The following is a 22,606-nucleotide window of genomic DNA, read 5'->3' as shown; positions in this document are numbered from 1 at the left end:
CCGGTCACCCCCGCCGCCGCGCCCTTTCAATCCTTCGGAGAACCCCATGGCATTCCGCATCATCACCGCCGACGAACGCCTTTCGGCCGCCGAGAACAAGACCTCGCTCGCCATCTTCGGCCCGCCTGGCGTGGGCAAGACTACGCTTCTGAAATCCCTTCCACCCGACGAAACCGTCTGCCTCGACCTCGAGGCCGGGATGAAATCGGTGCAGGACTGGCGCGGCGCCTCGATCCCGGTGCGCAGTTTCACCGACTTCCGCGATCTTGCGGTGCTGATCGGCGGACCGGACCCCGCGCAACACCCGCAGTCCTGGTATGGAACCGAACGCCATGCGTGGCTGCAGGCCCAGCACCGTGAAAGCGGTATTGAGGCCTTCCTCGCAGCGCGCCGCATCGTCTTTGTCGACTCGATCACCGATCTTACCCGGCAGGCGATGGCCTATGCCCGCCAGCAGCCCGAGGCCTTCTCGGACCGGACCGGCAAGCCGGATGTCCGGGGCGCCTATGGGCTTCTGGGGCGCGAGGTCATTCAGGCGCTGAAGCACCTCCAGCATGCACGCGGCAAGACCGTGATCTTCGTGGGCGTGCTGGAAAAGGTGACCGACGATTTCGGCGCCGTCACCTGGCAGCCGCAGATGGAAGGCAGCAAGGCCGGGCGGGAATTGCCCGGCATCGTGGACCAGGTGGTTTCGATGCAGCTCTTCGCCCGCGATGCCGAAGGCGGCTGGGTGCTGGACGAGACCGCCACCGACCGCCGCCTTGTCTGCAAGTCCGGCAATCCCTGGGGCCTTCCCGCCAAGGACCGTTCAGGCCGTCTCGACCTGACCGAACCGCCCGACCTCGGCGCGCTGCTCGCGCGGATCGACGGCCGCGCCCCCCATCACCCCGCTTTCGCCTCCTGATCCTTGAAAGGAACTGACATGAGCTACGATCTGAACGACGCCCAGCCGCAGATGGCCCCCATCGGCGAACTGATCCCCGACGGTACCTTTGCCAAGGTGCGGCTGACCATCCGCCCCGGCGGCGTGAACGGCGCGACGCCGATGGATGCGGGGCTGCTGAAGGCCTCGCAGTCCAGCGATGCGCGGATGCTCGACTGCGAATTCACGGTGGTCGAAGGCCCGCATGCTCGCCGCAAGTTCTGGCAGAGCTTCACCGTGGCAGGCGGAAAACTCGACGAGAAAGGCCAGTCCATCGGTTGGAAGATCTCGAAATCCACGTTTCGCGCCATGGTGGACAGCGCCCTCGGGCTCGATCCGCGCGACGAAACCCCGGCGACCAAGGCCAAGCGGGTGCTACCCGGCCTCAAGCATCTCGACGGCATCGTCTTCGCAGCCCGCATCATGGTGGAGCCCGCGTCCAACCCGCAATACCGCGACCAGAACCGCATCGCCAACGTCGTTCTGCCCGACGAGCCGCACCATGCCACCGTCATGCGCGGTGAAACCGTCCCGCCGGAACCCGTCAACGCCCCGCCGCGCAAGGCCGCGAGCGGCGCGGCGCCGGGCTGGCAAGCGCCGACACCGGCATGGGGCGCGGCACAGCAGCCCGCTGCAACGACCCCTCCGGCCTGGGGCGCGCAGACCGTACCCACAGCGGCTGCCGCGACGCAGGCACCGGCGTCCGCCGCGCCGGGCGCCCCCGCGATGCCCGCCTGGCTCAATGGCTGAGGCGCGGCGGAAGCGGCGGTCGGGTGGCTCTGCGCGATCCACCACCGCCGAGCCCGATGGGGCTGGGCCGGGCGACCGGCCCATGACCCCGGACGAATGGCAAGCGCATGTGACGCGCGCCGCCGCGCTGGAGATCGGAACATGGCTCGAGGCCCGAGGAAGACTGCACCAACCCATCGCAAGCCTCACCCTCGGCGACCTCGAGGCCATGGCCAGCAACGCGATCTCACGCTGGATCGTGATGCAGACCGAGAAGCTTCAGCGGGCGGGTTGGCCGCCCGAGGACCCGATCGCGAATTTCCTACTGGGGTAGCGCTTTGCGCCGTCTGCGCGCGGGAGGCTCGTGGCTTCGGCTACGTCCACCGCCTCCAGCACGACCGCTATCCCTATCACCGCTTCTGCTCGCTCCGCTGTCAGGACGTGGGCAGCGCAATCGCCCAAAGGATGAATGGCATGATCGACAAGACCGCCCGCGAGGCACAGGCGATCCGCGACGCGCGGACGCTCTTTGCCGAAGCGTTGACCGACCTCGGGCTCATGGAGCCCTTCTTCCATCGCACCGCCGCCGATATCGACCGGCTGATCGAGGCGGCTGTCACCGGCTATGTCGACAGCATGCTGGCGCAGGGCGCACGCAAGGAGCGGACCGGCACGGCCCATGACGATCCGATTCCGTTCTGAGGGGGCCGCCATGATCGATCTGAACAATGAGACCGCCCCCTGGACTGACCTTCTTGCTGCCGCGACGGCGAACGCCATCACCGATTTCGAGGTCGAGTTCTGCGAAAGCCTGCGCCAGAAGCTGGGGACATTCGGCGCGCGTGCCCGGCTGACCGAGGCCCAGCATCACAAGCTGACCTGCATCGCGCAGGCTGGCGGGTTCTGGGAGCGCGACCAATGATCGACCTGAACCACGGCTCGGGCTGCATCTACGGTCAGGATGCGCCGCGTCCGCCGATCGCCACAGCCGTCTCATCCGCCATCGATGCGGCCCTGACGGCGCGCAATCGCGCCGAGCGCCCCCGAACCTATGTCAGTTCCTCGGGGCTGGGGCGCGACTGCCTGCGCCAGATCCAGTATGACTTTCTCGCGGTCCCCAAGGACGAGGGCCAGGAGTTCGAGCCGCGCACCCTGCGGATCTTCGAGGCTGGCCACCGGGCCGAGGACATTGTCGCGGGCTGGTTCAGGATTTCCGGGTTCGACCTGCGCACCGAACGCCCCGATGGTCGCCAGTTCGGCTTCGAGGCCATGGCGGGCCGGTTCAAGGGCCATATCGATGGCTGCTTCGTCTCGGGTCCCGTCGCGATGGAGTACCCCACGCTTTGGGAGAACAAGGCGCTCGGCGCTTCCAGTTGGAAGGATGTGGTCAAGCGCGGTATGAGCATCGCGCGTCCCGTCTATGCCGCGCAGATCGCGCTCTATCAGGCCTACATGGACCTGCCCAACCCGGTGCTGTTCACCGCGCTGAACCGCGACACGATGGAATTGCACGCGGAACTCGTCCCGTTCGATGTCCGCCTCGCGCAGGAGATGTCGGATCGGGCCGTCACGGTCGTGCAGGCCTCGTCGGCAGGCGAATGGTTGCCCCGGATGGCGACCGAGCCCACGGCGGTCGTCTGCCGGGGCGGCATGGCTGGCGGCAAATGGCACGCGCCCTGCGCATGGGCAGCCAGGTGCTGGGGTGAGCGGCGTCCGGGAAACGCTCCAGTGGAGCGTTTCAGCCGCGAACGGGCGGAGCCGAGGCGATGATCCCCGAGGCCTATGATCTCAAGCGCATCATCCGCGCCCATCGCGCACTCTTCTGGCTGCCGGATCTGCTCGAAGGGTTCGAATTTGCACCGGTCTGGCGCTTCGCCGATCAGGCGCAGTTCGATTCCGACGACATCGATGCGCTGGCCCGCCGCCTCGCGGCAGGTCCGCAACGGTTGCCGCACCCCGAGACGATTTTCGAACTGGCCGACCGCAGTCGGACCATCCGCAGCCAGATCGTCTACGCCCGACAGCGTAACGACGGCATCGAGGCGGTCTGGCTAGCCCTGTGGCGCAGCCCCAGACGTTGGACCGACATTCATGCCCATGTCCGGATCACCGATGGCGGCATCGCCGAGTTTGCTTCCAATCCGGCGCTTCGCGATTCAGGGCTGGCGGAACAAAGCGGTCAGGCGGCGGCCGCCATCGTCTGGCGTGGGCTCGCGATCCTCGCATCGGCAGCGAGCATCAGCGAACGCCAGATCGCCCCGATCAGGCGCGAACCCTTCGCGCGGGATGGCGTGCGCGGCTGGACCTGGCATCAGGTCGCCATCGATCCGGCCAGGCTCCGCGTCGCATCCGAACCGCTCGGCGGCAGTCATGCCAGCCCGCGCTGGCACATGCGCCGGGGGCATTGGCGCCAGTTGCCCGGTGGCCGGCGCATCTTCGTGCGCCAATGCGAAGTGGGCGATCCCGCGCGCGGCGGGGTGGTCAAGGACTATGCGGTGGAGGCGCGGCAGACATGACGGAATTTACCCCATCGGTGGCGCAGGCCGCCGCCATCGCCGAGGTCCGCGACTGGTTCGAGAACCGCACCGAACAGCAACAGGTGTTCCGGCTCTTTGGCTATGCCGGATCGGGCAAGAGCACGGTGCTGAAGTTCGCGCTCGATGAGCTTGGCTTGTCGCCCCACCGCGGCGCGAAGGACGGCACCTGTGTGCCGGGTGTGGTTACCGCCACCTTCACAGGCAAGGCGGCGCTGGTGCTGACCCGCAAAGGCACGCCTGCGCGCACCATCCACAGCCTGATCTATTCTGTGATCGAGGCCACGGAAGCGGAAATCGAGGCCGCAGCGCAGAAGGTCCGAGAGGCCGAGACTGCCGCGCGGCGGCTGACCGGCTTTGACCGCACCACGGCCGAGGCCGCGATTGAGGCCATGCGGCAGGCGCTCTCGGCGATGAAGCATCCCCGTTTTGCCCTGAACCCGCAGAGCGATGCGGCGGATGCAAGGCTGATCGTCCTCGACGAGGTGTCGATGGTGGGCGAGGAAATGGCGCGCGATCTGATGAGTTTTGGCAAGCCGATCCTCGTTCTGGGCGATCCGGGTCAGTTGCCGCCCATCAAGGGCGAAGGCGCCTTCACCCGCGATGCGCCTGACGTGATGCTGACCGAGATCCACCGCCAGGCGACTGAGAGCGCGATCATCCGTCTCGCCACCATGGCGCGGATGGGCGAGCCCATCGGTTTTGGCACCTACGACACCCATGTCGCCAAGATGCGCAAGGGCGACATTTCGCCGGAACAGGCGCTGCGCGGCGGGCAGTTGATCTGCGGACTGAACGCGACACGGTTGCAGATCAACAATGCGATGCGCGCGGCGGCTGGCCTTGGCGGGACGTATTTGCCCACTGGCGCGGCTGAAAAAATCATCTGCCTCAAGAACGACAATTCGCTCGGGCTTATCAACGGCATGTTCCTGACCCTCGAGGATATCGTCGATGAGGGCAGCCTCTATTTCTCGGCCGTGGTGCATGACGAGGACGGGCGCCGGGTCTCCCCCTTCGACAGCGACGGCCGCCCCGGGCGGCTGCGCATCTACAAGGGGCATTTCGAGGATCACGTCTCCTACGACGCCAAGCGCCATGACCGCGATTGGCGGGAAAAGCGCAAGCTGACCGAGGCGACTTTCGGCTGGGCGATCACCGCCCACAAGGCGCAAGGGTCGCAGTGGGAGAATGTGATCGTCTGGGATGACGGGCTGGGACGCAGCGAAATCGACCGCCGCCGCTGGCTCTATACCGCCATCACCCGCGCTGAGCGCGGGCTCGTCCTTCTGGCCTGAGGGGGCGCGATGATCGATCTCAACGATGTCGGCACGCCGAAAGCACGCCACGATCTGTCGGCCGTAAAGGACCGGCTGGCGGCGACCGCAGTCGACTGGCTCCCCGGCATCTTTCCCGAGGCGCGGCTTGCGCGCGACCGTCGTAGCCTGCGCTGTGCCGACCTGTCCGGCCGCCCGCCGCGCAAGGAAGGGTCCTGCACGATCCATCTCGACGGGCCATATGCCGGCTGGGGGTTCGATTATGCCACCGGCGAAAGCGCCGGGCCCATCGATCTGATCGCGCAGGCAACCGGGCTCTGCGATGGCGCGCTCTTCGACGAAGCGGCGCGGATTGCCGGGATGGATCATCCCGCGCCCCGAAACGCGCCACGCGCGAAGCCCGATCATACCGGCGAGATTGCGCGACTGATCGACGGCGCACAGCCGCTCGCTGGCACCCCCGGCAAAACCTACCTCCGCATCCGCGGCGTTGCCGATCCGGGATGCCCGGATCTGCTGTTCCACCCCGACCTGCCGGATTTCGACACGCGACGCGGTTGGCCGGGGTTGATCGCACTGCCACGCCTGGCGGATGGCACCCGCACGCAGGGTATTCACCGGACCTTCCTGCTCGACGACGGCAGCGCCAAGGCGCCAGCCGGGAAGAAGATGCTGGGATCGGTAGCGGATGCGGCCGTGCGCCTGTTCGCCATGCCTGCGGACGGCCACCTTGGCATCGCTGAAGGCATCGAGACAGCATTGGCAGCACATGCCCTGTTCGGCACCGCTGTCTGGGCGGCACTCTCTGCCGACGGGCTCGCGCGGTTTCAGTGGCCGGCGGGCGCGACGCGGATCACGATCTACGCCGATGCTGGCGATGCCGGTCGTCAGGCGGCCGCCACGCTCTCAGACCGGCTGAACCGGGCCGACATTCCGAACCAGATCGTGGTCCCGTTCAATGGCGACGATTTCAACGACGATCTGATGCGCGGAGCGCGTGCGGCGGACTATCGCCCGGAGATTTCGGCCGACGAGCCGGTCGGTATTGAGGCATCGACGACAGTGGCGGCCCCGGCGCCTGGCGATCCGGACGAGTTGATTGCCGCCGCCGAAGCGCTGACCAACCCGCCCGAACTCGCGGCGCTCTCCAGCCTTCTCGGTCGCCTTGCGCTGGCCCGGCTCGATCCGCTGCCCGAACGCCAGATCCTCGCCCGGATCAAGACCACGACCGGCATCTCCATGTCGATCCTCGACAAGCAATTGACGGAACTGCGCCGCCGCGTGCATGCGACGGGCGATCCACAGAGCAGGATCGCGCGTCCCGCCTGGTTCGGACGGCTCTGTCAGGACTTGTCCGGCACGCCCGAGCGCAACGAGGCCAATGTGATCATCGCCCTGTCCTCGGATCCGGTCTTCGCAGGGCTCCTGGCCTTCGACGAGTTCGCCCAATCCATCGTGGTGCGCCAGCCGCTGCCCTGGGATGACCCGGCCATCCGCTTTCCGCGCCTCTGGGACGATGCAGACGATGTGCGTACCGCCGAATGGCTGCAGTTGCGCGGGCTCAACGTCGCCCCGATGGTCGTCAGCCGGGGTGTCGGCGCGGTGGCCCGCGACCTGCGCATCCATCCGGTTCGCGACTGGCTCGACACCCTGAAATGGGACGGCACGCCCCGGATCGAGACCTGGACCAGCACCTACCTCGGTGCAGCGCCGACAGCCTTCCATCACACCATCGGCGCGCTCTGGCTGATCTCGGCCGTGGCCCGGATCTACCGGCCCGGGGTGAAGGCCGATCATATGCTGATCCTCGAAGGGCCGCAGGGCGCGCGCAAATCGACAGCCATCAAGGTATTGGCGGGTGAGGACTGGTTCACCGACGAACTGCCCGAGCTCGGGTCCAAGGACGCGGCCATTCACATGCAGGGCGTCTGGATCGTGGAAATTGCCGAACTCGACGCCATCGGTCGGGCCGAGGTCTCGCGCATCAAGGCCTTTCTGACCCGCACTACCGACCGCTTCCGTCCGCCCTATGGCCGTTACACCGTTGAAGTGCCACGCCAATGCGTCTTCGCGGGCACTGTGAACCCCGACACCTATCTGCGCGACGAAACCGGCAATCGCCGCTTCTGGCCGCTACGCTGTGGCAGCATCGACATCGCCGCAATCGCCCGTGACCGGGATCAACTCTGGGCCGAAGCCGTTCATCGCTTCCGCGAAGGCGCGATCTGGTGGATCGACGATCCGGCGATCCTTTCGGAAGCCGCCGCCGCGCAGGAGGCACGCTACCAGGCGGATGCCTGGGACGCGCGGATCGACCGCTGGCTGACCCACGACACCCGCAGCGTCAATCGCGGCCATGCGGGCTGGGATGATTGGCAGGATGAAGAGTTCGAACGTCCCGAGCCGATCCACGACGTGTCGGTGGGTGAGATCCTTGAAGGCGCGCTTGGTATCGAACCCGCGAAATGGACGAAGGGCGACCAGATGCGCGTGGGGGCCTGGCTGAAGTCGCGGGATTGGGAGCGATACCGCAGCGGAGCGGGTGCGACCCGCGAATGGCGCTACCGCAGGTCGCCGCGCGGCTGACGTCGCGATGGCCGTGGCAGGCATCGAGGGGGCATCGAACCGGGTGCCCTTTTTCGTTTTGCCGCTGTCCCACTTCGCGGCCTGTCCCACTTCAAGCCCAAGGTGGGACAGAAAAAACCATTTCAAATCAATCCTGTCCCACCTGTCCCACTTGGACCGCCAACTTCTCTCTTTCCCATATGGAGCACATACATCCCCCTCGACCTCATTCTTCCTCATGCGACGTAGGGAAAAAGGTGGGACAAGTGGGACAGGTGGGACACGCCTTGTTTTGAAAGGAAAATCTGGCGTCCCACTTTGATCGGCAAGTGGGACACCCCACGAGCAGGTGGGACAGAAGCATCGTCTGGCGCATTTTTCTTGAATGGGTGCGTGTGTCATGATTCTCTGCCCATGACCAAAGCCGAAGGCCCACGTTTCAGGTGAGCCTTCAACATGACGCCGACCATCCAGACTGCGGATCTGCACCTCGAACAGGGGCGCCTTTCCACGTCCTGCATCCTTGCCCTCGACCTCGGGACGACAACAGGTTGGGCTTTGCGCAGCCATGACGGCCTGATCACGTCCGGCACGACATCCTTTCGCGCCGGACGTTTCGACGGCGGCGGCATGCGATATCTTCGCTTCACCAACTGGCTGACCGAGATCGACCGACTGTCAGGACCCATCGCCGCGATCTGGTTCGAGGAAGTCCGCCGCCATGTCGGCACCGACGCGGCCCATGTCTATGGCGGGCTGATGGCCACGCTCACGGCATGGGCCGAACTCCGCGGCATCCCCTATGAGGGCGTTCCGGTCGGAACCATCAAGCGCCATGCCACCGGCAAGGGTAACGCCGACAAAGAGGCGATGATTGCGGCCGCGCGGGCGCGTGGTTTCAGCCCCACCGATGACAACGAGGCGGATGCCATCGCCATCTTGAATTGGGCCATCGAAACGAACGGGGGTGTCGCGTGAGGTGGTATCCCCGTGGCTATGGTGGCACCCGGCGTGATCCAGATCGCGTCAAGCAAGAAGGCTGGCACGACCATGGTCTGCTGGCGGTCTCCATCGATGACCCGCGTCTCACCTGGCCGGAGCAGGAACTGGTCCGCCAACTGGGTGAAAAACTCTACGGCCCGCGTGTCGAGCCAATGGAGGTGGCCAATGGGTGATTGGACACCCGCCATGGTCGAAGCGCGCCTTGAGAGCGCGGCCGATGTCTTCCGGTCGCTGCCCGAGGTGAAGCCGCAGGGCTATTTCAACGCCTGGCCCGAGTATTTCCACAGCTTCGCCGATCAGGTCGGTCAGGAACCCCGGATGCGACGGCCGAAGCCCGGCCCGCGCGACATCACCCAAGCCGACGACGCGCTGCTGTGGTTGCGCTGGCTGGACCCGGCCGACGCGCGCCTTGTGTGGCTCCGGTCGAACCGCAAGCCTTGGAAGCCGATCTGCTGGGAACTGGGCATCAGCCGCGCCACCGCCAACCGGCGCTGGCAGTATGGCATCGCCGTCATCGTCTGGCGTCTGAACGGCAAGCGAGTGCCGTCGAAGCGGTCGATGGACTTCGTGGTCGCGAAGGCGACGCCCTGAACCTGTCAATAGCCGTCGCGTGGGCGAGACACTTTCAAGCGAGACACCAGACGCCAAGACAGATCGCGTCCAGGACGCTACAGATTCAATATGCTCGGGAGAGGAGCGCGCAGGCAGAGGCCGCGTCGCTGGCTTCCGGGGTCCAGCGAGGGGACCAGTGAGGGTCCGAACTGCCAAGCCTTTGATATCTTGGTTCCTTCCTGGGCGTTTTCGTATGCTGGCGGGCGAAGCGCGGCACATCGCTAGCGACAGGGCCGGATTTTTGGGAAGCCACCCGGAAGCCACCGCTGCCTGAACCCGCCTGAAACACCGCAAAATCAAACGCTTGAAGCTGGACACCCCTGGTGGCTGCTGGACTCCGCGTGGAGTCCAGTCTGGACCCCGGAGTCCGGAAACCGGGGGTATCCACCCTGATCCGAGGAATGACCCGCCGATGACGCTTAGCTTTGCCCCGGATCGGATCGAGATGTGGCCACTGACGAGGCTGCAGCCCTATGCCCGCAATGCGAAGGCGCATGGTGCCGACCAGGTCGCGAAGATCGCCGCCAGCATGGCCGAGTTCGGCTGGACCGTGCCCTGCCTCGTCGGGGAGGACGGCGAGCTGATCGCGGGCCATGGCCGTGTGCTGGCCGCGACGCAGCTCGGGCTGACGGAAGCACCGGTGATCGTGCTGGGGCACCTGACCGAGGCGCAGCGCCGGGCGTACCGGATCGCGGATAACAAGCTGACGGAGCTCGGCACCTGGGACGAGGCGCTGCTGTCGGCGGAACTGAACGACCTGCTGGCCGAGGATTTCGACCTGTCGCTGGTCGGCTTCTCGGACGGCGAACTCGACAAGCTGCTGGCCTTTGTGCCGGAGGGGGACGGGGAAGAAGGTGGCGCCGGGGGCTCCGTGCCGCCGGTGACCATCCCCGAACCGCCGCGCAACCCGGCGTCTCGCAATGGCGATCTGTGGATCCTCGGGGATCATCGGTTGCTGTGCGGTGACAGCACCAGCTCCGCCGATGTGCGCCGACTGATGAATGGCGAGCGGGCAATCCTGTTCGCGACCGATCCGCCATACCTCGTTGACTACGACGGCTCGAACCACCCGACGCGGAACAAGGACTGGTCCGCGTCCTACGGCACGACCTGGGACGACAGTTCGCAGGGGGCTGAACTCTACGACGGCTTCATCGCGGCGGCCGTTGCCGAAGCGATCACGGACGACGCCGCCTGGTATTGCTGGCACGCCTCCCGCCGCCAGGCGATGCTGGAAGCGTGCTGGGAGAAGGCAGGAGCTTTCGTCCACCAGCAGATCATCTGGGTGAAAGATCGCGGCGTCCTGACCCGATCGCACTACCTCTGGAAGCACGAACCCTGTTTCATGGGATGGCGTCGCCCGAACCGGCCGCCGAAGGTGGCCGAGCAGACGCTGCCTTCGACCTGGGAGATGCCGTCCTTCGCGAAGGACGAGCGGCCCGACCACCCGACGCCGAAGCCGCTGGACGCCTTCGGCATCCCCATGCGCCAGCATGTGGCACGCGGCGGCCTCTGCTACGAGCCGTTCTCGGGCTCCGGCTCGCAGATCATGGCGGGCGAGGCCAACGGTCGGCGCGTCTTCGCGATGGAGATCAGCCCCGCCTATGTCGATGTCGCCGTGGAACGCTGGCACGCCGAGACCGGCCGCGACGCGATCCTCGACGGCGATGGCCGGACCTTCGCCGAGGTGAGGTCGGAGCGGCTGGGCGTCAGATGGAGTTGAGAGACAGGTCCGTGCAGATCGACGAATCAAAAAGGGCCGGTTCCGGCCCTTTTTGTTCACGTATGATCTCTGGGCACAGATCGTGCGCCTCAAGATCAAGTAGCGGTGTCAATCGCTCTGACCATCATGTACTCCATCTGCTCGATGCCTACACCATATATGGTGCTAGGGTTGGCATCAACGGTTAAGAGGCGCGTTCGATCAACGCGCCAGCATACGATTTGGGCTGCATGTCCCGGCAGCGCCATCCAATATACGCATAGTCGGAGAGACTCAAGAGACCGTTAACGTACTGTTCTAGATCACTTTCGTTCATCTTTTCGCCAGCGCACCAAGCCTTTCTCATGCCCTCCAGATTGTCGGGCTTCTGCGTAGCCCTGTGGTAATTATCCAACAAATCAGTCATCACAAAGGTTCCGGACCGTTCAGGGTATGCGAACACAAAATCCTGAACTTGTACATCGTCATCCTGACTACACACTGTTCTCATCCATTCGGAACCTCCATTCAGAAGTTCCTTCATTATGCCGACATGGGAGGTCATTAGCCGCACTCGGACCGGGGCGCGCTCCGCCGGTAACGGAGCGTCAAGTACGAAGCACGAGTGCCAGACGCGCGCTCCATTCTGTTCGGATTCGATGACTCCATGGGTTGCAGAGAGCTTCGACCCGGCATTGTCTCGCACTTCCCAACGGATGTCTTTTCCTAACTCGTAGAGCTCTTCCCGACCGATACCGACACGGAACGCAATAAGAGAGGCGCCTTTGGCTTCGATGCGCAAATCTTTGATTTGCCTATCACGCTTTAAGCCGTCAGCGCCAGCCGAAGTTTCTAGGCTCTGTGCGATGCAAGAAATCGAACAGTGGGAAACTCCGAAGGGGAATAGTTTCATGATTCGCTCGAACATCTCGCCAGTAAAACGCTGAACGCGCAATAAGTCGGTTTCCAGGTTCAGCTTTCTGTCCGCTCGCTCAAAGTAGGCGAGAGCTTCCTCGATCTTTGCTCGGATCACTCTTTTGGTCGCCGCGAAGTGCTCATCGCCCAGTCCTTTTTCCAACGCATCACGAAAATCAAACGTCCGATATTCGTTTGGCAATTCGCACACAAAGCCACCCTGAGCCTCAATCCTAGAGCGGGCTTCTTCTACTGAAGCGTCAATTGCAGTTGAGGCCAATGACATAAGATAGGTGGGAACATCGCTGAACTGATACGGGGCACCGCGCGGAAACGAGAACGCAATTACGTTTCCAGTCGGGTCCCGAAAGATGCTGTTGTCTACTAGGTTAGATGTGATGCCACCATCAGCGTACGGAGAATTTGACACATGTGTTCTAAAGGCCAGCGGGATTGCGCAAGAATCGATTAGCGCGTTTTCGACCCCCACATCATCTTCGGGCTTATACGTATGAATACGACCGTTCTTGATGTCAGAAACACGAATGTGAACCGGTATTCGAGAGTCCGTCATTCTTGGTCGGTCAGCTTCCGTCTCTGAAAAGGTGGATCGCAAGAACTCATGGAGTTTCGTCTCGTCGAATATTGGGCGGCCTTTGTAGATTTTATAGAGGATGCCAACACGACCGGGCGGAGAAGAAAAGTGTTCTATTACGCTACTAGCAGCTGACTTCATCCTGGCCCGGAGAAGCTCAGTGGGTTTCTTATGTGCAAAGGCATAGGCAGCAATCGATCCAGCAGAAGTTCCGGCAACTTCGGTTACTACGACTCTTCCCGATTTCTCAAGTTCCTCGAGAACTTCCGCCGCCGCAAGAAGCGTCACCAACTTGGCGCCACCGCCTTGAAAAATGCATTTAATCGGAATTGTCACGCTATCGCCCGCCCACTCATTCCCTAGCAGATTGTTGGTGGAACAAGCAGGCAGTCAAGGAAAAGTTGTGGTGCCCCACGACGGACACAAGCCACCGACCTGCCATTTAAGTGGATCCGCTATTCTTCGAGGCGCTGATGGGCTGGCCCACCGTGTGGACCGGCTTCGCCTCTGTGGCAATGGCGTGGTCCCGCTGGTTGCGGCGCATGCGCTGTGAACTCTGGCGGCTGAATTGCTGGCCGATGGATGAGGTGGCGGCATGAAGCAAACCAGCCTCATGTCGCTGGTGGAGTCCGTCGCCAACGTGATCGTCGGCTACGGCGTCGCGGTCGTCACGCAGATCCTGATCTTCCCGATCTTCGGGCTGCACACGACACTGGCGCAGAACTTGAAGATGGGCGCGGTGTTCACCGTCGTGTCGATCGCCCGTTCCTTCGCCCTGCGCCGGGTGTTCGAGGCCATCCGGATGCGGAGCGCAAAATGATCGACCGCCGCCCCGGCGGGACGGCGGCCATCGACTTGTCGGGTTCCTCGCGTCAGGCGGCAGGGAGTTTGTACACGCGCCCCCGATCCTCGACCTTCTCGGAGGTCACCTCGAGCCCGAGCTTCTTCTTCAGCGCCCCGGCCATCGCGCCGCGCACCGTGTGCGACTGCCAGCCCGTCGCGGCCATGATCTCCTCGATGGTCGCGCCGTCCGGCGCGCGCAGCATGGCGATCAGGGTCGCTTGCTTGGTGCCCTCGCGCGGTGTGCGCGTCTTGGGCGCGGCTGCCGCCTCGGTGGGGGTGTCCGTCGCGGGCTCTTCGATCGGCGCCTCGTTGGCGCCCGCAGGCGCGTCCGCGCCCTCGGTCTCGATGCCGATGGCGGCGAGGCCCGCGTCGGTGGCGACCAGCGTGACGCCGTGGCCGTCGCCGGTCTCGCGCCAGACGGGCTCGCCGTTGCGCATGTCGGCGTCGACCTCTTCGAGGTAGCCCTTGGCGAGCATTGCGCCGACCACCTTGGCGGCGGCCCCGCCGCGCAGGCTTTCGGGCAGCGGCAGGGCGATGTGCTCGGGCCGCTGGGCGGCGGCGCTCAGGATCAGGGCTTGGGTGTCGGAAAGCTTGGTCATCGTCGTCTCCCGTATCGGGGCGCGCGGGATGCGGGCCCTTCTACGAGGACGAGCCCGCCAGTCGGCGGGCGGGACCGGGAGCGGGTCGTCTCACTCGGCGTGTTCGCCTTCTCTGAAGGCCATGTCGGTGATCTCGCGCAGCTTGGCGCGGTAGTGGTTAAGGGTGCCGACGTGGCCCCAATTGATCTCGTCGGGATGTGTCTCGAAGTGGTCGGCGCTGAGGGCGGCGAGGCGTTCCAGCATCGCGTCGATCTCGGCCTTCGCGGCGATGAAGGCGTCGAGAGCTTTCTCGTTGGTGGTGGCGCGGCGGGTCATTCTGGTAGCTCCGTGGTGAGTTGCATCGCTTCTTTGAAGTGACATTCCCTCTGTCCGCGACGCTTATCAACTCGATAAGCACATGATCTTGAATGATAATCGGAGCCGTCGATGCAGGGCATGAGCGAGCGCCAATACGCCGCCCATGTCGGGCTGTCGCGGGGCGCGATCCAGAAGGCCAAGGTCGCCGAGCGGCTGGTGCTGTTTGCCGATGGCAGCATCGATGCAGAGGCGAGTGATGTGCGACGGGCGGAAACGACTGATCCGTCGAAGACAAGAAAGCCGCTCGAACCGAAGCTGAAGCCGGTCCCCGAGGCGGCGGTGGCCGCCGTCGGCGACACGCTCCGCGAACAGGGTCTGGCGGTTCCGGCGGTTGGCGGCGGCACGACCTTCCTGCAGGCCAAGACCGCGAACGAGGTGCTGAAGGCGCAGGAGCGGCGCATCCGGCTTCAGACGCTGAAGGGGGAGTTGATCGAGCGGGCGCGTGCCCTGGCGCTGGTCTTCCGCCTGGCGCGGGAAGTTCGGGACGCATGGGTGAATTGGCCCGCGCGCTCGTCTGCGCTGATGGCGGCCGATCTGGGTGTCGAGCCAGCCGCGATGCAGAAGGTCCTTGAGAAACATGTACGCGCCCACCTCGACGAACTCGCCGAGGTCCGGCCCGACTTCCGGTGATGATGATGGCCTGACCGACTTCGACGGCGCGGGCGAGATCCTGCGCGCCTGGGGCAACGGGCTGCGGCCCGACCCGGACCTGACCGTCTCGGAATGGGCGGACCGGCATCGGATGCTGTCGGGTCGCGCATCGGCTGAACCGGGTCGCTATCGCACGGGGCGCACGCCTTACATGCGCGAGATCATGGACCGGCTTTCCCCTGGCGATCCGACACTGCGGATCGTGTTCATGAAGGCCGCACAGGTCGGGGCGACCGAGGCAGGGAACAACTGGATCGGCTTCGCGATCCACCAGGCGCCGGGGCCGATGCTCGCGGTCCAGCCGACGGTGGAACTGGCGAAACGCAACTCGCGCCAGCGGATCGACCCGCTGATCGACGAAAGCCCGGAGCTGCGGGAGCGGGTGAAACCCGCCCGGTCGCGCGACGCGGGCAACACCATGCTGTCCAAGGAATTCGCGGGCGGCATCCTGATCATAACGGGGGCGAACTCGGCCGTTGGGCTGCGGTCCACCCCGGCGCGGTACATCTTCCTCGACGAGGTCGACGCCTATCCGGCCTCGGCGGACGAGGAAGGCGATCCGGTCACGCTGGCGGAAGCGCGGTCGCTGACCTTCGCCCATCGGCGCAAGGTGTTCCTGGTCTCGACGCCGACGATCCGGGGGCTGTCGCGCATCGAGCGGGAATATGAGGCGAGCGACCAGCGGCGGTTCTTCGTACCGTGCCCGCACTGTGGCCATGCGCAATGGCTGAAGTTCGACCGGCTGCGCTGGCAGAAGGGTCGCCCGGAGACGGCGGAATATCACTGCGAGGGCTGCGAGACGCCCATCGCGGAACATCACAAGACGGCGATGCTGGAGGGCGGCGAATGGCGGGCGACCGCCACGGCCGCCGATCCGACCACGGTCGGGTATCACCTCTCGGCGCTCTATTCGCCGATCGGCTGGCTGAGCTGGGAGCGGATCGTGCGGTCATGGGAAGCGGCGCAGGGGTCCGACGAGGCGATCAAGGCCTTCCGCAACACGATCCTCGGCGAGACATGGGTCGAGACCGGAGAAGCGCCGGACTGGCAGCGGCTCTACGACCAGCGCGAGCGCTGGACATCCGGCACCGTGCCTGCGGGCGGGCTGTTCCTGACCGCCGGGGCCGACGTCCAGAAGGACCGGATCGAGGTCGATGTCTGGGCCTGGGGTCGTGGGCTGGAAAGTTGGCTCGTCGATCACGTCGTCATCGAGGGCGGGCCGGATCGGCATGACGCGTGGTCGGAACTGACCGCGCTGCTGGATCGAAGCTGGCCGCACGAGCGCGGCGCCCATCTCAGGATCGCGCGGCTCGCCATCGACACCGGCTACGAGGCCCCGGCGGTCTATTCCTGGTCGCGGGCGCAGGGGTTTGGGCAGGTGTCGCCGGTGAAGGGCGTCGAGGGCTTCAACCGTTCAAGCCCGGTGTCGGGGCCCACCTTCGTCGACGCGACCGAAGGCGGCAAACGCCTGCGGCGCGGCGCCCGGCTCTGGACCGTGGCAGTCTCGACCTTCAAGGCCGAGACCTACCGCTTCCTGCGACTGGCGCGCCCGACCGAGGAGGAGATGGCCGACGGGGCCGCATTTCCGCCGGGGTCGGTGCACCTGCCGCATTGGGTCGAGAACGAATGGTTGAAGCAGTTCGTGGCCGAACAGTTGGTGACGGTGCGCACCAAGCGCGGCTTTGCCCGGCTGGAATGGCAGAAGCTGCGCGAGCGGAACGAGGCGCTGGATTGCCGGGTCTATGCCCGCGCCGCCGCCTGGATGGCAGGCGCGGACCGCTGGTCTGACGAGAAATGGCGCGACCTCGAGGATCAGCTCGGGGCGGCGCCAACGGAAATCGATGGCGCGGGGCGGGTTAACCGGCCGCAATCCGCACCCCAGGGAAAACGGCAGTCGGACTGGCTTGGCCGACGCGGAGGATGGTTCTAATGACCGACTGGACGGAAACCGAGCTCTCGGCGTTGCGCCGAGCCTATGCCAGCGGCACGACGCGGGTCAGCTATGACGGCAAGTCAGTGGACTACGGCTCGGCCGAGGACCTGCTGGCGCGCATCCGGACCATCGAGCGCGCCATCGCGGGTACCACGCGACCGCTGCCGGTCGCCGGGCTTGCGGGCTTCTCGCGCGGGGACCGGTGATGTCGGCCAGCTGGTTCGATAGGGCCATTGCCTCTGTCGCCCCTCGGGCCGCCGCCCGTCGCTTGCTGGCACGGCAGGCCTTCGAGACCCTGACGCGCGGCTATGATGGCGCGTCCAAGGGGCGGCGGACGGACGGGTGGCGTGCGCCGGGTTCCTCGGCCGACACCGAGATCGGCGTGGCCGGGGCGCTGCTCCGCGACCGGATGCGGGATCTGGTTCGCAACAATCCGCACGCGGCCAAGGCTGTGGCGGTGCTTGTGAACAACATCATCGGCGCAGGGATCATGCCCCGTGCGGCCAGCGGCGACGACACGCTGGACCGAAAGATCGACGCCCTGTTCGAACGCTGGACAGTGGAGTGCGATGCCGACGGCCAACTCGACTTCTATGGCCTGCAGACGCTGATCTGCCGTGAGATGGTCGAGGCGGGCGAGGTGCTGGTGCGCCGCCGCCTGCGGCGACCCTCGGACGGCTTGGCCGTGCCGCTGCAACTGCAGGTTCTCGAGGCCGATTTCCTCGATGCCACCAAATCTGGCGTCCTTGGCGGGGCTCGGCTGGTGCAGGGGATCGAGTTCGACCCGGTCGGCAAGCGCCGGGCCTATTGGCTGCATGGCGCGCACCCCGGCGATGCCTGGGGCACGCTGCAGGGCGGGCTCGGGTCGCGCCCGGTCCCGGCGACCGAGATCGCACATGTCTACGAGAAGCAGCGCACGCAGGCGCGTGGCGTGCCCTGGGGCGCGCCGGTGATCCGGTCCTTGCGCGATCTCGACGATTACGAGGTGGCGGAACTGGTCCGCAAGAAGACCGAGGCCTGCGTCACCGCCATCGTCTTCGGCGACGACGAATCCCAGCAGGGCATCGCACCCACCGTGGTCGATGCCGACGGCAACCGGGTCGAGCAGTTCGAACCGGGGCTGATCGCCTATGCACGCGGCGGCAAGGACATCCGCTTCAACCAGCCCGCCGCCACCGGTGGCTACGGCGAATACAAGAGGGCCAGTCTTCATACGATCTCGGCCGGGTTCCGGGTGCCCTACGAGTTGATGACCGGCGATCTCAGCCAGGTCAACTACTCCTCGATCCGGGCGGGGCTGGTCGAATTCCGCCGGATGATCGACGCCGTCCAGTGGCAGCTCTTCATCCCGATGCTCTGCGCGCCGGTCTGGCGCTGGTTCACCGAGGCCGCATGGGCGGCAGGCCAGATCCCGACGCCGGACGTGCCGGTCGAATGGTCGCCGCCGAAGTTCGACGCCGTCGATCCCTACAAGGACGCGATGGCCGACCTGCTGGCGATCCGGACCGGAACCATGACGCTGGCGCAGGCCATCGCCCGGCAGGGCCATAACCCGGACGCGGTCCTTGCGGAAATCGCCGCGACCAACGCCAAGCTCGATGACCTCGGTCTCGTGCTCGACAGCGATCCGCGCCGCGTCACCAAGACCGGCAGCGCCCAGGCGGGCGACCCGACCGCAGGGCCGACCAGTGACCCGGCCGCCCCTGCATCCGAACCAGAGAAGGAATAGGGCCATGCCCGAGACCATCATGGCGGCCCCGGTCGCCCTGCCGATGCAGCTGCGGCGCGCGCCCATCCTGCCCGCGACCGTCAATTCCGAGGCGCGCTCGGTCGACGTGGTCTTCACCACCGGCGCTGCCGTTCGGCGGCGGCGCTGGACCGGCTGGGACACCTCCGTGCCCTTCGACGAGATCCTCGAGGTCAGCGATAGGGCGGTGGACCTCACCCGCCTCAATGCCGGGGCGCCGGCGCTCGACAGCCATTCTGTCTGGTCCTCGCATTCGCAGGTGGGCGTGGTCGAACGCGCCTGGATCGAAGGCAAGGAGGGCAAGGCCACCATCCGCTTTCCCCGCGAGGGGCTTGATCAGGCCGCCGACCGCATGTTCGGCCTGATCAGCGACGGGATCATCCGGAACGTCTCGGTCGGCTATTCCATCGAGCGGGTGAAGGTGGTCGAGCCCGCCGCCAAGGGCGAGGTCGAGCAGCGCATCGTCGAGCGCTGGACGCCGCTCGAGGTCAGCTTCGTGACCGTTCCCGCCGATCCCCGCGCGCAGGTGCGCGCTGCCGATCAGGCCAGCTATCCCGTCGAGATCCTCGACACCCGCATGCAAAAGGAGGCATCCATGCCTGAGAGCACGACCACCGTGGCCGGGGATGTCCCCGCCAGCCCCGAGACCCGCCAGCAGCCCGTCGCGGCCCCGGCGCAGCCCGAACAGGCCGCCGCGCGCATGCCGGACCCCACTCCGGCACCCGACACCGAGACCATCGCCACCCGTGCCCGCGACGCTGAGCGCGACCGGGTGTCCGCGATCTACGATCTGACCGGCCGTCTGAACCTTGAGCGCAGCTTCGCCGAAGATCTGGTGAAACGCGGGATCAGCGTGGACGAGTCCCGCCGCCTGATCCTCGACCAGGTCGCGGCGAAGTCGGACGAGACCCGGACCTTCCCGCATGTCTCCGTCCCGCTCGGCGGCCGGGATGAACGCATCACGCGCCGCGACGCCGTGGCGAACGCGCTCCTGCACCGCTACAGCCCGACGCTCTTTCCGCTGGAAGACGCCGCTCGCCAGTATCGCGGCATGACGCTGCTGGAACTGGCCCGCGAAAGCCTCGGCAATGCCGGGGTGAACACGCGGGGCCTCTCGCGCGACGAGGTGGCGACGCGGGCGCTGCATTCGACCTCGGACTTCCCGGAAATCCTGTCGTCCGTCACCAACAAGACCCTGCGCCAGGCCTATGACGCCTATCCCCGCACCTTCGCGCTCTTCTGCCGCCAGGTGCTTGCCACCGACTTCAAATCCATGCACCGGGTGCAACTGGGCGAGGCACCCCAGCTTCTGGAGGTGGGCGAAAGCGGCGAGTTCAAGCGCGGCACGCTGGGCGAGAGCAAGGAGAGCTACAAGGTCAAGACCTATGGCCGGGTCGTCGCGATCACCCGGCAGGTGCTGATCAACGACGACCTCGACGCCTTCACCCGGATCCCGGCCATGTACGGCAACTCCATCGCCCAGCTGGAAAGCGACGTGGTCTGGGGCATCATCACCGCCAACCCGGCGATGGCCGACGGCAACGCGCTGTTCCACACCACCCACAAGAACCTCGCCGCAACAGGCGCGGCGCTGGATGTGGCGAGTGTCGGCGCGGCGCGGGCGGCGATGGCGCTGCAGACGGGTCTCGACAAGAAGACGGTGCTGAACATCCGCCCCGCTTTCCTGATCGTCCCGGCCGCGCTGGAACTGAAGGCCGAGCAGCTGGTCGCCCAGAACCTCGTGCCCGCTGCGACCTCCAGCGTGGTGCCGCAATCGATTCGCACGCTCTCGCCGATCAGCGAGCCGCGCCTTGATGCGGCCAGCGCCACCTCCTGGTATCTGGCGGCCTCGCCCAACCAGATCGACACCATCGAATACGCCTATCTCGAGGGCCAGCAGGGCGCCTACATCGAGACGCGCAACGGCTTCGACGTCGACGGCGTGGAGATCAAGTGCCGCCTCGATTTCGGCGCCAAGGCCATCGACTGGCGCGGTCTCTACAAGAACCCGGGCGCGTAACCAGCGCGCCGACATGCTGAACCCTGACACATGGGCGGTCCTGACGGGCCGCCCTTCGTCTTTCCACAAGGATCCTCCCCATGAAAACCTACGTCCAGCCCGGCAACACCATCACCCTGACCGCGCCCTATGCCGTCGCCGCGGGCGATGGCCTGCTCGTCGGCTCCATCTTCGGCGTGGCCTCCGGCACCGCCGCCCTCGGCGAATCTGTCGAAGCCGCGCTCGTCGGCGTCTACGAGCTGAAGAAGCTCGGCTCGCAGGCATGGGCCGTCGGCGACCGCATCTACTGGGACAACGCCGCCCGGCAAACCACCAAGGTCACCACCTCGAACACGCTGATCGGCGTGGCGACCGAGGTTGTGGCAGGCGGCGCAGGCGATGTGGTCGGCCGGGTGCGGCTGAACGGCGCCTTCTGATGAGCGCCTTCGCCGCTGCTATCGGCGCGCTCTTCGACGATCCGAACTTCGGGCGGGACGCGGTCTACATCGCCGAGGGCGGCGCGCCCGTCCTTGTGCGTGTCGTCGCCAGGCGCGCGGATGCGGTCACTGACTTCGGCGATGCCCGGCTCTGGTCGGAAACCACCCGCGTCGACCTGCGTGTGGTCGAGGTGCCAGCCCCGCGCCCCGGCGACCGGATCGAGATCGAGGGCGACGCTTTCCTCATCCAGGGAGAGCCGGTCCGAGACCGCGAGCGGCTGGTCTGGACCATCGACCTGCGCCCGGCATGACCGCGATGAAGCTGAAGCTCGACATCGATCCCGACATCGTCGCGATGATGGCAGCCGAGGTCGCGGCGGGCGAGCGCGCCGTGTCGGCCGCGATCCGCGAGGCCGGGACCGGCCTGAAGGCGGCGTGGCGGCTGCAGATCACCGGTGCGGGCCTCGGGCCCCGGCTGGCCCGCACCATACGGTCGGAGCAGTTCCCCAAGGCCACGCCCAGCCTGAACGCGGCGGCCGTGGTCTGGTCCAACGCCCCGGTCATCGTCGGCGCGCACGATACCGGCCCGCTGATCCGCTCGAAGAACGGCTTCTGGCTGGCGATCCCCACGCCCGCCGCAGGCAAGTCCCTGCGTGGCGGCCGGATCACGCCAGGCGAATGGGAACGCCGCAACGGCCTGCGCCTGCGGTTCGTCTATCGCCGTCTGGGCCCAAGCCTGCTGGTGGCCGAGGGGCGGCTGAACTCGAAAGGCCGTGCCGTGGCGTCACGGTCGAAGACCGGCCGGGACCGTGTGACAGTGCCGATCTTCCTGCTAGTGCCGCAGGTCAAGCTGCCGAAGCGGCTGGACCTCGCGCGGGACGCGGAGCGGGCGCATGACGCGGTGCCGGGGCTGATTGTGGCGAACTGGGTGGAGGGGCAGTTCTGAGGCGCGAGTGGTCGCGGGGGGGGCCCCAAAAGTACGCCCCGCGGGTGTTACCCCCCGGGGGGGGCCCCGGGGGGTTGGGGTCGCATTCGCCCGGCGGTGCGGCCGGGAGCCGGGTGCGAAAAGGCTCCTAAAACGCCGGGTGCCCGCCCGGGGGTTGATAACGGGGGGGTGGAACTTTGGGGACCTCCCCGCGACCACTCGCGCCTCAGAACTGTCCCTCCACCCAGTTCGCCACAATCAG

The 22,606-nt window shown here is 66.1% G+C and carries 26 protein-coding genes; 23 read left to right on the top strand and 3 right to left on the bottom strand.

What is annotated here, in order from left to right; translation table 11 throughout:
• Nucleotides 1–46 precede the first annotated feature (46 nt).
• The 13 genes from V3C85_RS02805 to V3C85_RS02745 all read left to right on the top strand — a co-directional run bounded on the left by V3C85_RS02805 (nt 47) and on the right by V3C85_RS02745 (nt 11,364).
• Nucleotides 47–904: an ATP-binding protein gene (locus V3C85_RS02805; RefSeq protein ID WP_331793564.1), complete on the top strand. Its 858-nt coding sequence runs from the start codon at nt 47–49 to the stop codon at nt 902–904.
• Nucleotides 905–922: 18 nt separating this feature from the next.
• The gene (locus V3C85_RS02800; protein ID WP_331793563.1) at nt 923–1,672 is read left to right on the top strand and encodes a hypothetical protein; all 750 of its coding nucleotides are present in this window, start codon (nt 923–925) and stop codon (nt 1,670–1,672) included.
• An 82-nt stretch (nt 1,673–1,754) separates the two neighbouring features.
• The gene (locus tag V3C85_RS02795) at nt 1,755–1,985 is read left to right on the top strand and encodes a hypothetical protein (RefSeq protein ID WP_068767866.1); all 231 of its coding nucleotides are present in this window, start codon (nt 1,755–1,757) and stop codon (nt 1,983–1,985) included.
• A 140-nt stretch (nt 1,986–2,125) separates the two neighbouring features.
• On the top strand, nt 2,126–2,353 hold the full coding sequence (locus V3C85_RS02790; RefSeq protein WP_155045842.1) for a DUF6511 domain-containing protein: 228 nt from the start codon (nt 2,126–2,128) through the stop codon (nt 2,351–2,353).
• 10 nt (nt 2,354–2,363) lie between these two features.
• Nucleotides 2,364–2,573: a hypothetical protein gene (locus V3C85_RS02785; RefSeq protein WP_331793562.1), complete on the top strand. Its 210-nt coding sequence runs from the start codon at nt 2,364–2,366 to the stop codon at nt 2,571–2,573.
• Nucleotides 2,570–3,421: a hypothetical protein gene (locus tag V3C85_RS02780; protein ID WP_331793561.1), complete on the top strand. Its 852-nt coding sequence runs from the start codon at nt 2,570–2,572 to the stop codon at nt 3,419–3,421. Before V3C85_RS02785 ends, V3C85_RS02780 begins: the two co-directional genes overlap by 4 nt.
• Nucleotides 3,418–4,167, top strand: coding sequence for a hypothetical protein (locus tag V3C85_RS02775; RefSeq protein WP_331793560.1), 750 nt, complete (start codon nt 3,418–3,420; stop codon nt 4,165–4,167). The genes V3C85_RS02780 and V3C85_RS02775 overlap by 4 nt, the downstream gene beginning before the upstream one ends.
• Entirely contained in the window at nt 4,164–5,483 is a 1,320-nt protein-coding gene (locus V3C85_RS02770; protein ID WP_331793559.1) for an ATP-dependent DNA helicase, read from the top strand. Before V3C85_RS02775 ends, V3C85_RS02770 begins: the two co-directional genes overlap by 4 nt.
• 9 nt (nt 5,484–5,492) lie before the next feature.
• Nucleotides 5,493–8,048 (top strand): VapE domain-containing protein, encoded by a 2,556-nt coding sequence (locus V3C85_RS02765; protein WP_331793558.1) that lies wholly within the window; start codon nt 5,493–5,495, stop codon nt 8,046–8,048.
• Between the two features lie 435 nt (nt 8,049–8,483).
• A complete protein-coding gene (locus V3C85_RS02760) occupies nt 8,484–9,005 on the top strand; it encodes a crossover junction endodeoxyribonuclease RuvC (protein WP_331793557.1) in 522 nt (173 codons plus the stop codon).
• Nucleotides 9,002–9,202 carry a hypothetical protein gene (locus tag V3C85_RS02755; protein WP_331793556.1) on the top strand — a complete coding sequence of 67 codons (201 nt, stop codon included), beginning with the start codon at nt 9,002–9,004 and terminating at the stop codon, nt 9,200–9,202. The genes V3C85_RS02760 and V3C85_RS02755 overlap by 4 nt, the downstream gene beginning before the upstream one ends.
• Nucleotides 9,195–9,620 carry a DUF6362 family protein gene (locus tag V3C85_RS02750; protein WP_331793555.1) on the top strand — a complete coding sequence of 142 codons (426 nt, stop codon included), beginning with the start codon at nt 9,195–9,197 and terminating at the stop codon, nt 9,618–9,620. Before V3C85_RS02755 ends, V3C85_RS02750 begins: the two co-directional genes overlap by 8 nt.
• Before the next feature lie 433 nt (nt 9,621–10,053).
• Entirely contained in the window at nt 10,054–11,364 is a 1,311-nt protein-coding gene (locus V3C85_RS02745; protein WP_331793554.1) for a site-specific DNA-methyltransferase, read from the top strand.
• Between the two features lie 184 nt (nt 11,365–11,548).
• Here the strand turns inward: V3C85_RS02745 and V3C85_RS02740 are convergent, their stop codons facing one another.
• Nucleotides 11,549–13,189 carry a patatin-like phospholipase family protein gene (locus V3C85_RS02740; RefSeq protein WP_331793553.1) on the bottom strand — a complete coding sequence of 547 codons (1,641 nt, stop codon included), beginning with the start codon at nt 13,187–13,189 and terminating at the stop codon, nt 11,549–11,551.
• Between the two features lie 110 nt (nt 13,190–13,299).
• Between V3C85_RS02740 and V3C85_RS02735 the strand changes: the two genes are divergently transcribed.
• Both V3C85_RS02735 and V3C85_RS02730 read left to right on the top strand, forming a co-directional pair.
• Nucleotides 13,300–13,452 carry a hypothetical protein gene (locus tag V3C85_RS02735; protein WP_331793552.1) on the top strand — a complete coding sequence of 51 codons (153 nt, stop codon included), beginning with the start codon at nt 13,300–13,302 and terminating at the stop codon, nt 13,450–13,452.
• The gene (locus V3C85_RS02730) at nt 13,449–13,673 is read left to right on the top strand and encodes a DUF7220 family protein (RefSeq protein ID WP_331793551.1); all 225 of its coding nucleotides are present in this window, start codon (nt 13,449–13,451) and stop codon (nt 13,671–13,673) included. The genes V3C85_RS02735 and V3C85_RS02730 overlap by 4 nt, the downstream gene beginning before the upstream one ends.
• Nucleotides 13,674–13,725: 52 nt before the next feature.
• Here the strand turns inward: V3C85_RS02730 and V3C85_RS02725 are convergent, their stop codons facing one another.
• Both V3C85_RS02725 and V3C85_RS02720 read right to left on the bottom strand, forming a co-directional pair.
• Entirely contained in the window at nt 13,726–14,295 is a 570-nt protein-coding gene (locus V3C85_RS02725; RefSeq protein WP_331793550.1) for a DUF3489 domain-containing protein, read from the bottom strand.
• Between the two features lie 90 nt (nt 14,296–14,385).
• Complete coding sequence (locus V3C85_RS02720) at nt 14,386–14,610, bottom strand: hypothetical protein (RefSeq protein ID WP_331793549.1); 225 nt, start codon at nt 14,608–14,610, stop codon at nt 14,386–14,388.
• Nucleotides 14,611–14,721: 111 nt separating this feature from the next.
• Here V3C85_RS02720 and V3C85_RS02715 point away from each other — a divergent pair, with 111 nt between their 5' ends.
• From V3C85_RS02715 to V3C85_RS02680, 8 genes are all read left to right on the top strand, one after another.
• Nucleotides 14,722–15,282: a hypothetical protein gene (locus V3C85_RS02715; protein ID WP_331793548.1), complete on the top strand. Its 561-nt coding sequence runs from the start codon at nt 14,722–14,724 to the stop codon at nt 15,280–15,282.
• Entirely contained in the window at nt 15,230–17,233 is a 2,004-nt protein-coding gene (locus V3C85_RS02710) for a phage terminase large subunit family protein (RefSeq protein WP_331793547.1), read from the top strand. Before V3C85_RS02715 ends, V3C85_RS02710 begins: the two co-directional genes overlap by 53 nt.
• Nucleotides 17,233–17,442, top strand: a complete 210-nt coding sequence (locus V3C85_RS02705) for a phage head-tail joining protein (RefSeq protein WP_028030714.1) — start codon at nt 17,233–17,235, stop codon at nt 17,440–17,442. Before V3C85_RS02710 ends, V3C85_RS02705 begins: the two co-directional genes overlap by 1 nt.
• A gap of 62 nt (nt 17,443–17,504) precedes the next feature.
• Nucleotides 17,505–18,965 carry a phage portal protein gene (locus tag V3C85_RS02700; RefSeq protein WP_331793546.1) on the top strand — a complete coding sequence of 487 codons (1,461 nt, stop codon included), beginning with the start codon at nt 17,505–17,507 and terminating at the stop codon, nt 18,963–18,965.
• A gap of 4 nt (nt 18,966–18,969) precedes the next feature.
• Entirely contained in the window at nt 18,970–21,003 is a 2,034-nt protein-coding gene (locus tag V3C85_RS02695; protein ID WP_331793545.1) for a prohead protease/major capsid protein fusion protein, read from the top strand.
• Between the two features lie 80 nt (nt 21,004–21,083).
• Entirely contained in the window at nt 21,084–21,419 is a 336-nt protein-coding gene (locus V3C85_RS02690) for a DUF2190 family protein (RefSeq protein WP_331793544.1), read from the top strand.
• Nucleotides 21,419–21,730, top strand: a complete 312-nt coding sequence (locus tag V3C85_RS02685; protein ID WP_331793543.1) for a head-tail joining protein — start codon at nt 21,419–21,421, stop codon at nt 21,728–21,730. Before V3C85_RS02690 ends, V3C85_RS02685 begins: the two co-directional genes overlap by 1 nt.
• A gap of 5 nt (nt 21,731–21,735) precedes the next feature.
• Entirely contained in the window at nt 21,736–22,365 is a 630-nt protein-coding gene (locus V3C85_RS02680; protein WP_331793871.1) for a DUF6441 family protein, read from the top strand.
• Nucleotides 22,366–22,606 lie beyond the last annotated feature (241 nt).

Origin of the sequence: Pseudotabrizicola sp. L79 (genome assembly GCF_036553525.1) — a bacterium.
Taxonomy (GTDB): Bacteria; Pseudomonadota; Alphaproteobacteria; order Rhodobacterales; family Rhodobacteraceae; genus Pseudotabrizicola.
This window is presented reverse-complemented; position numbering and strand designations above follow the sequence as displayed.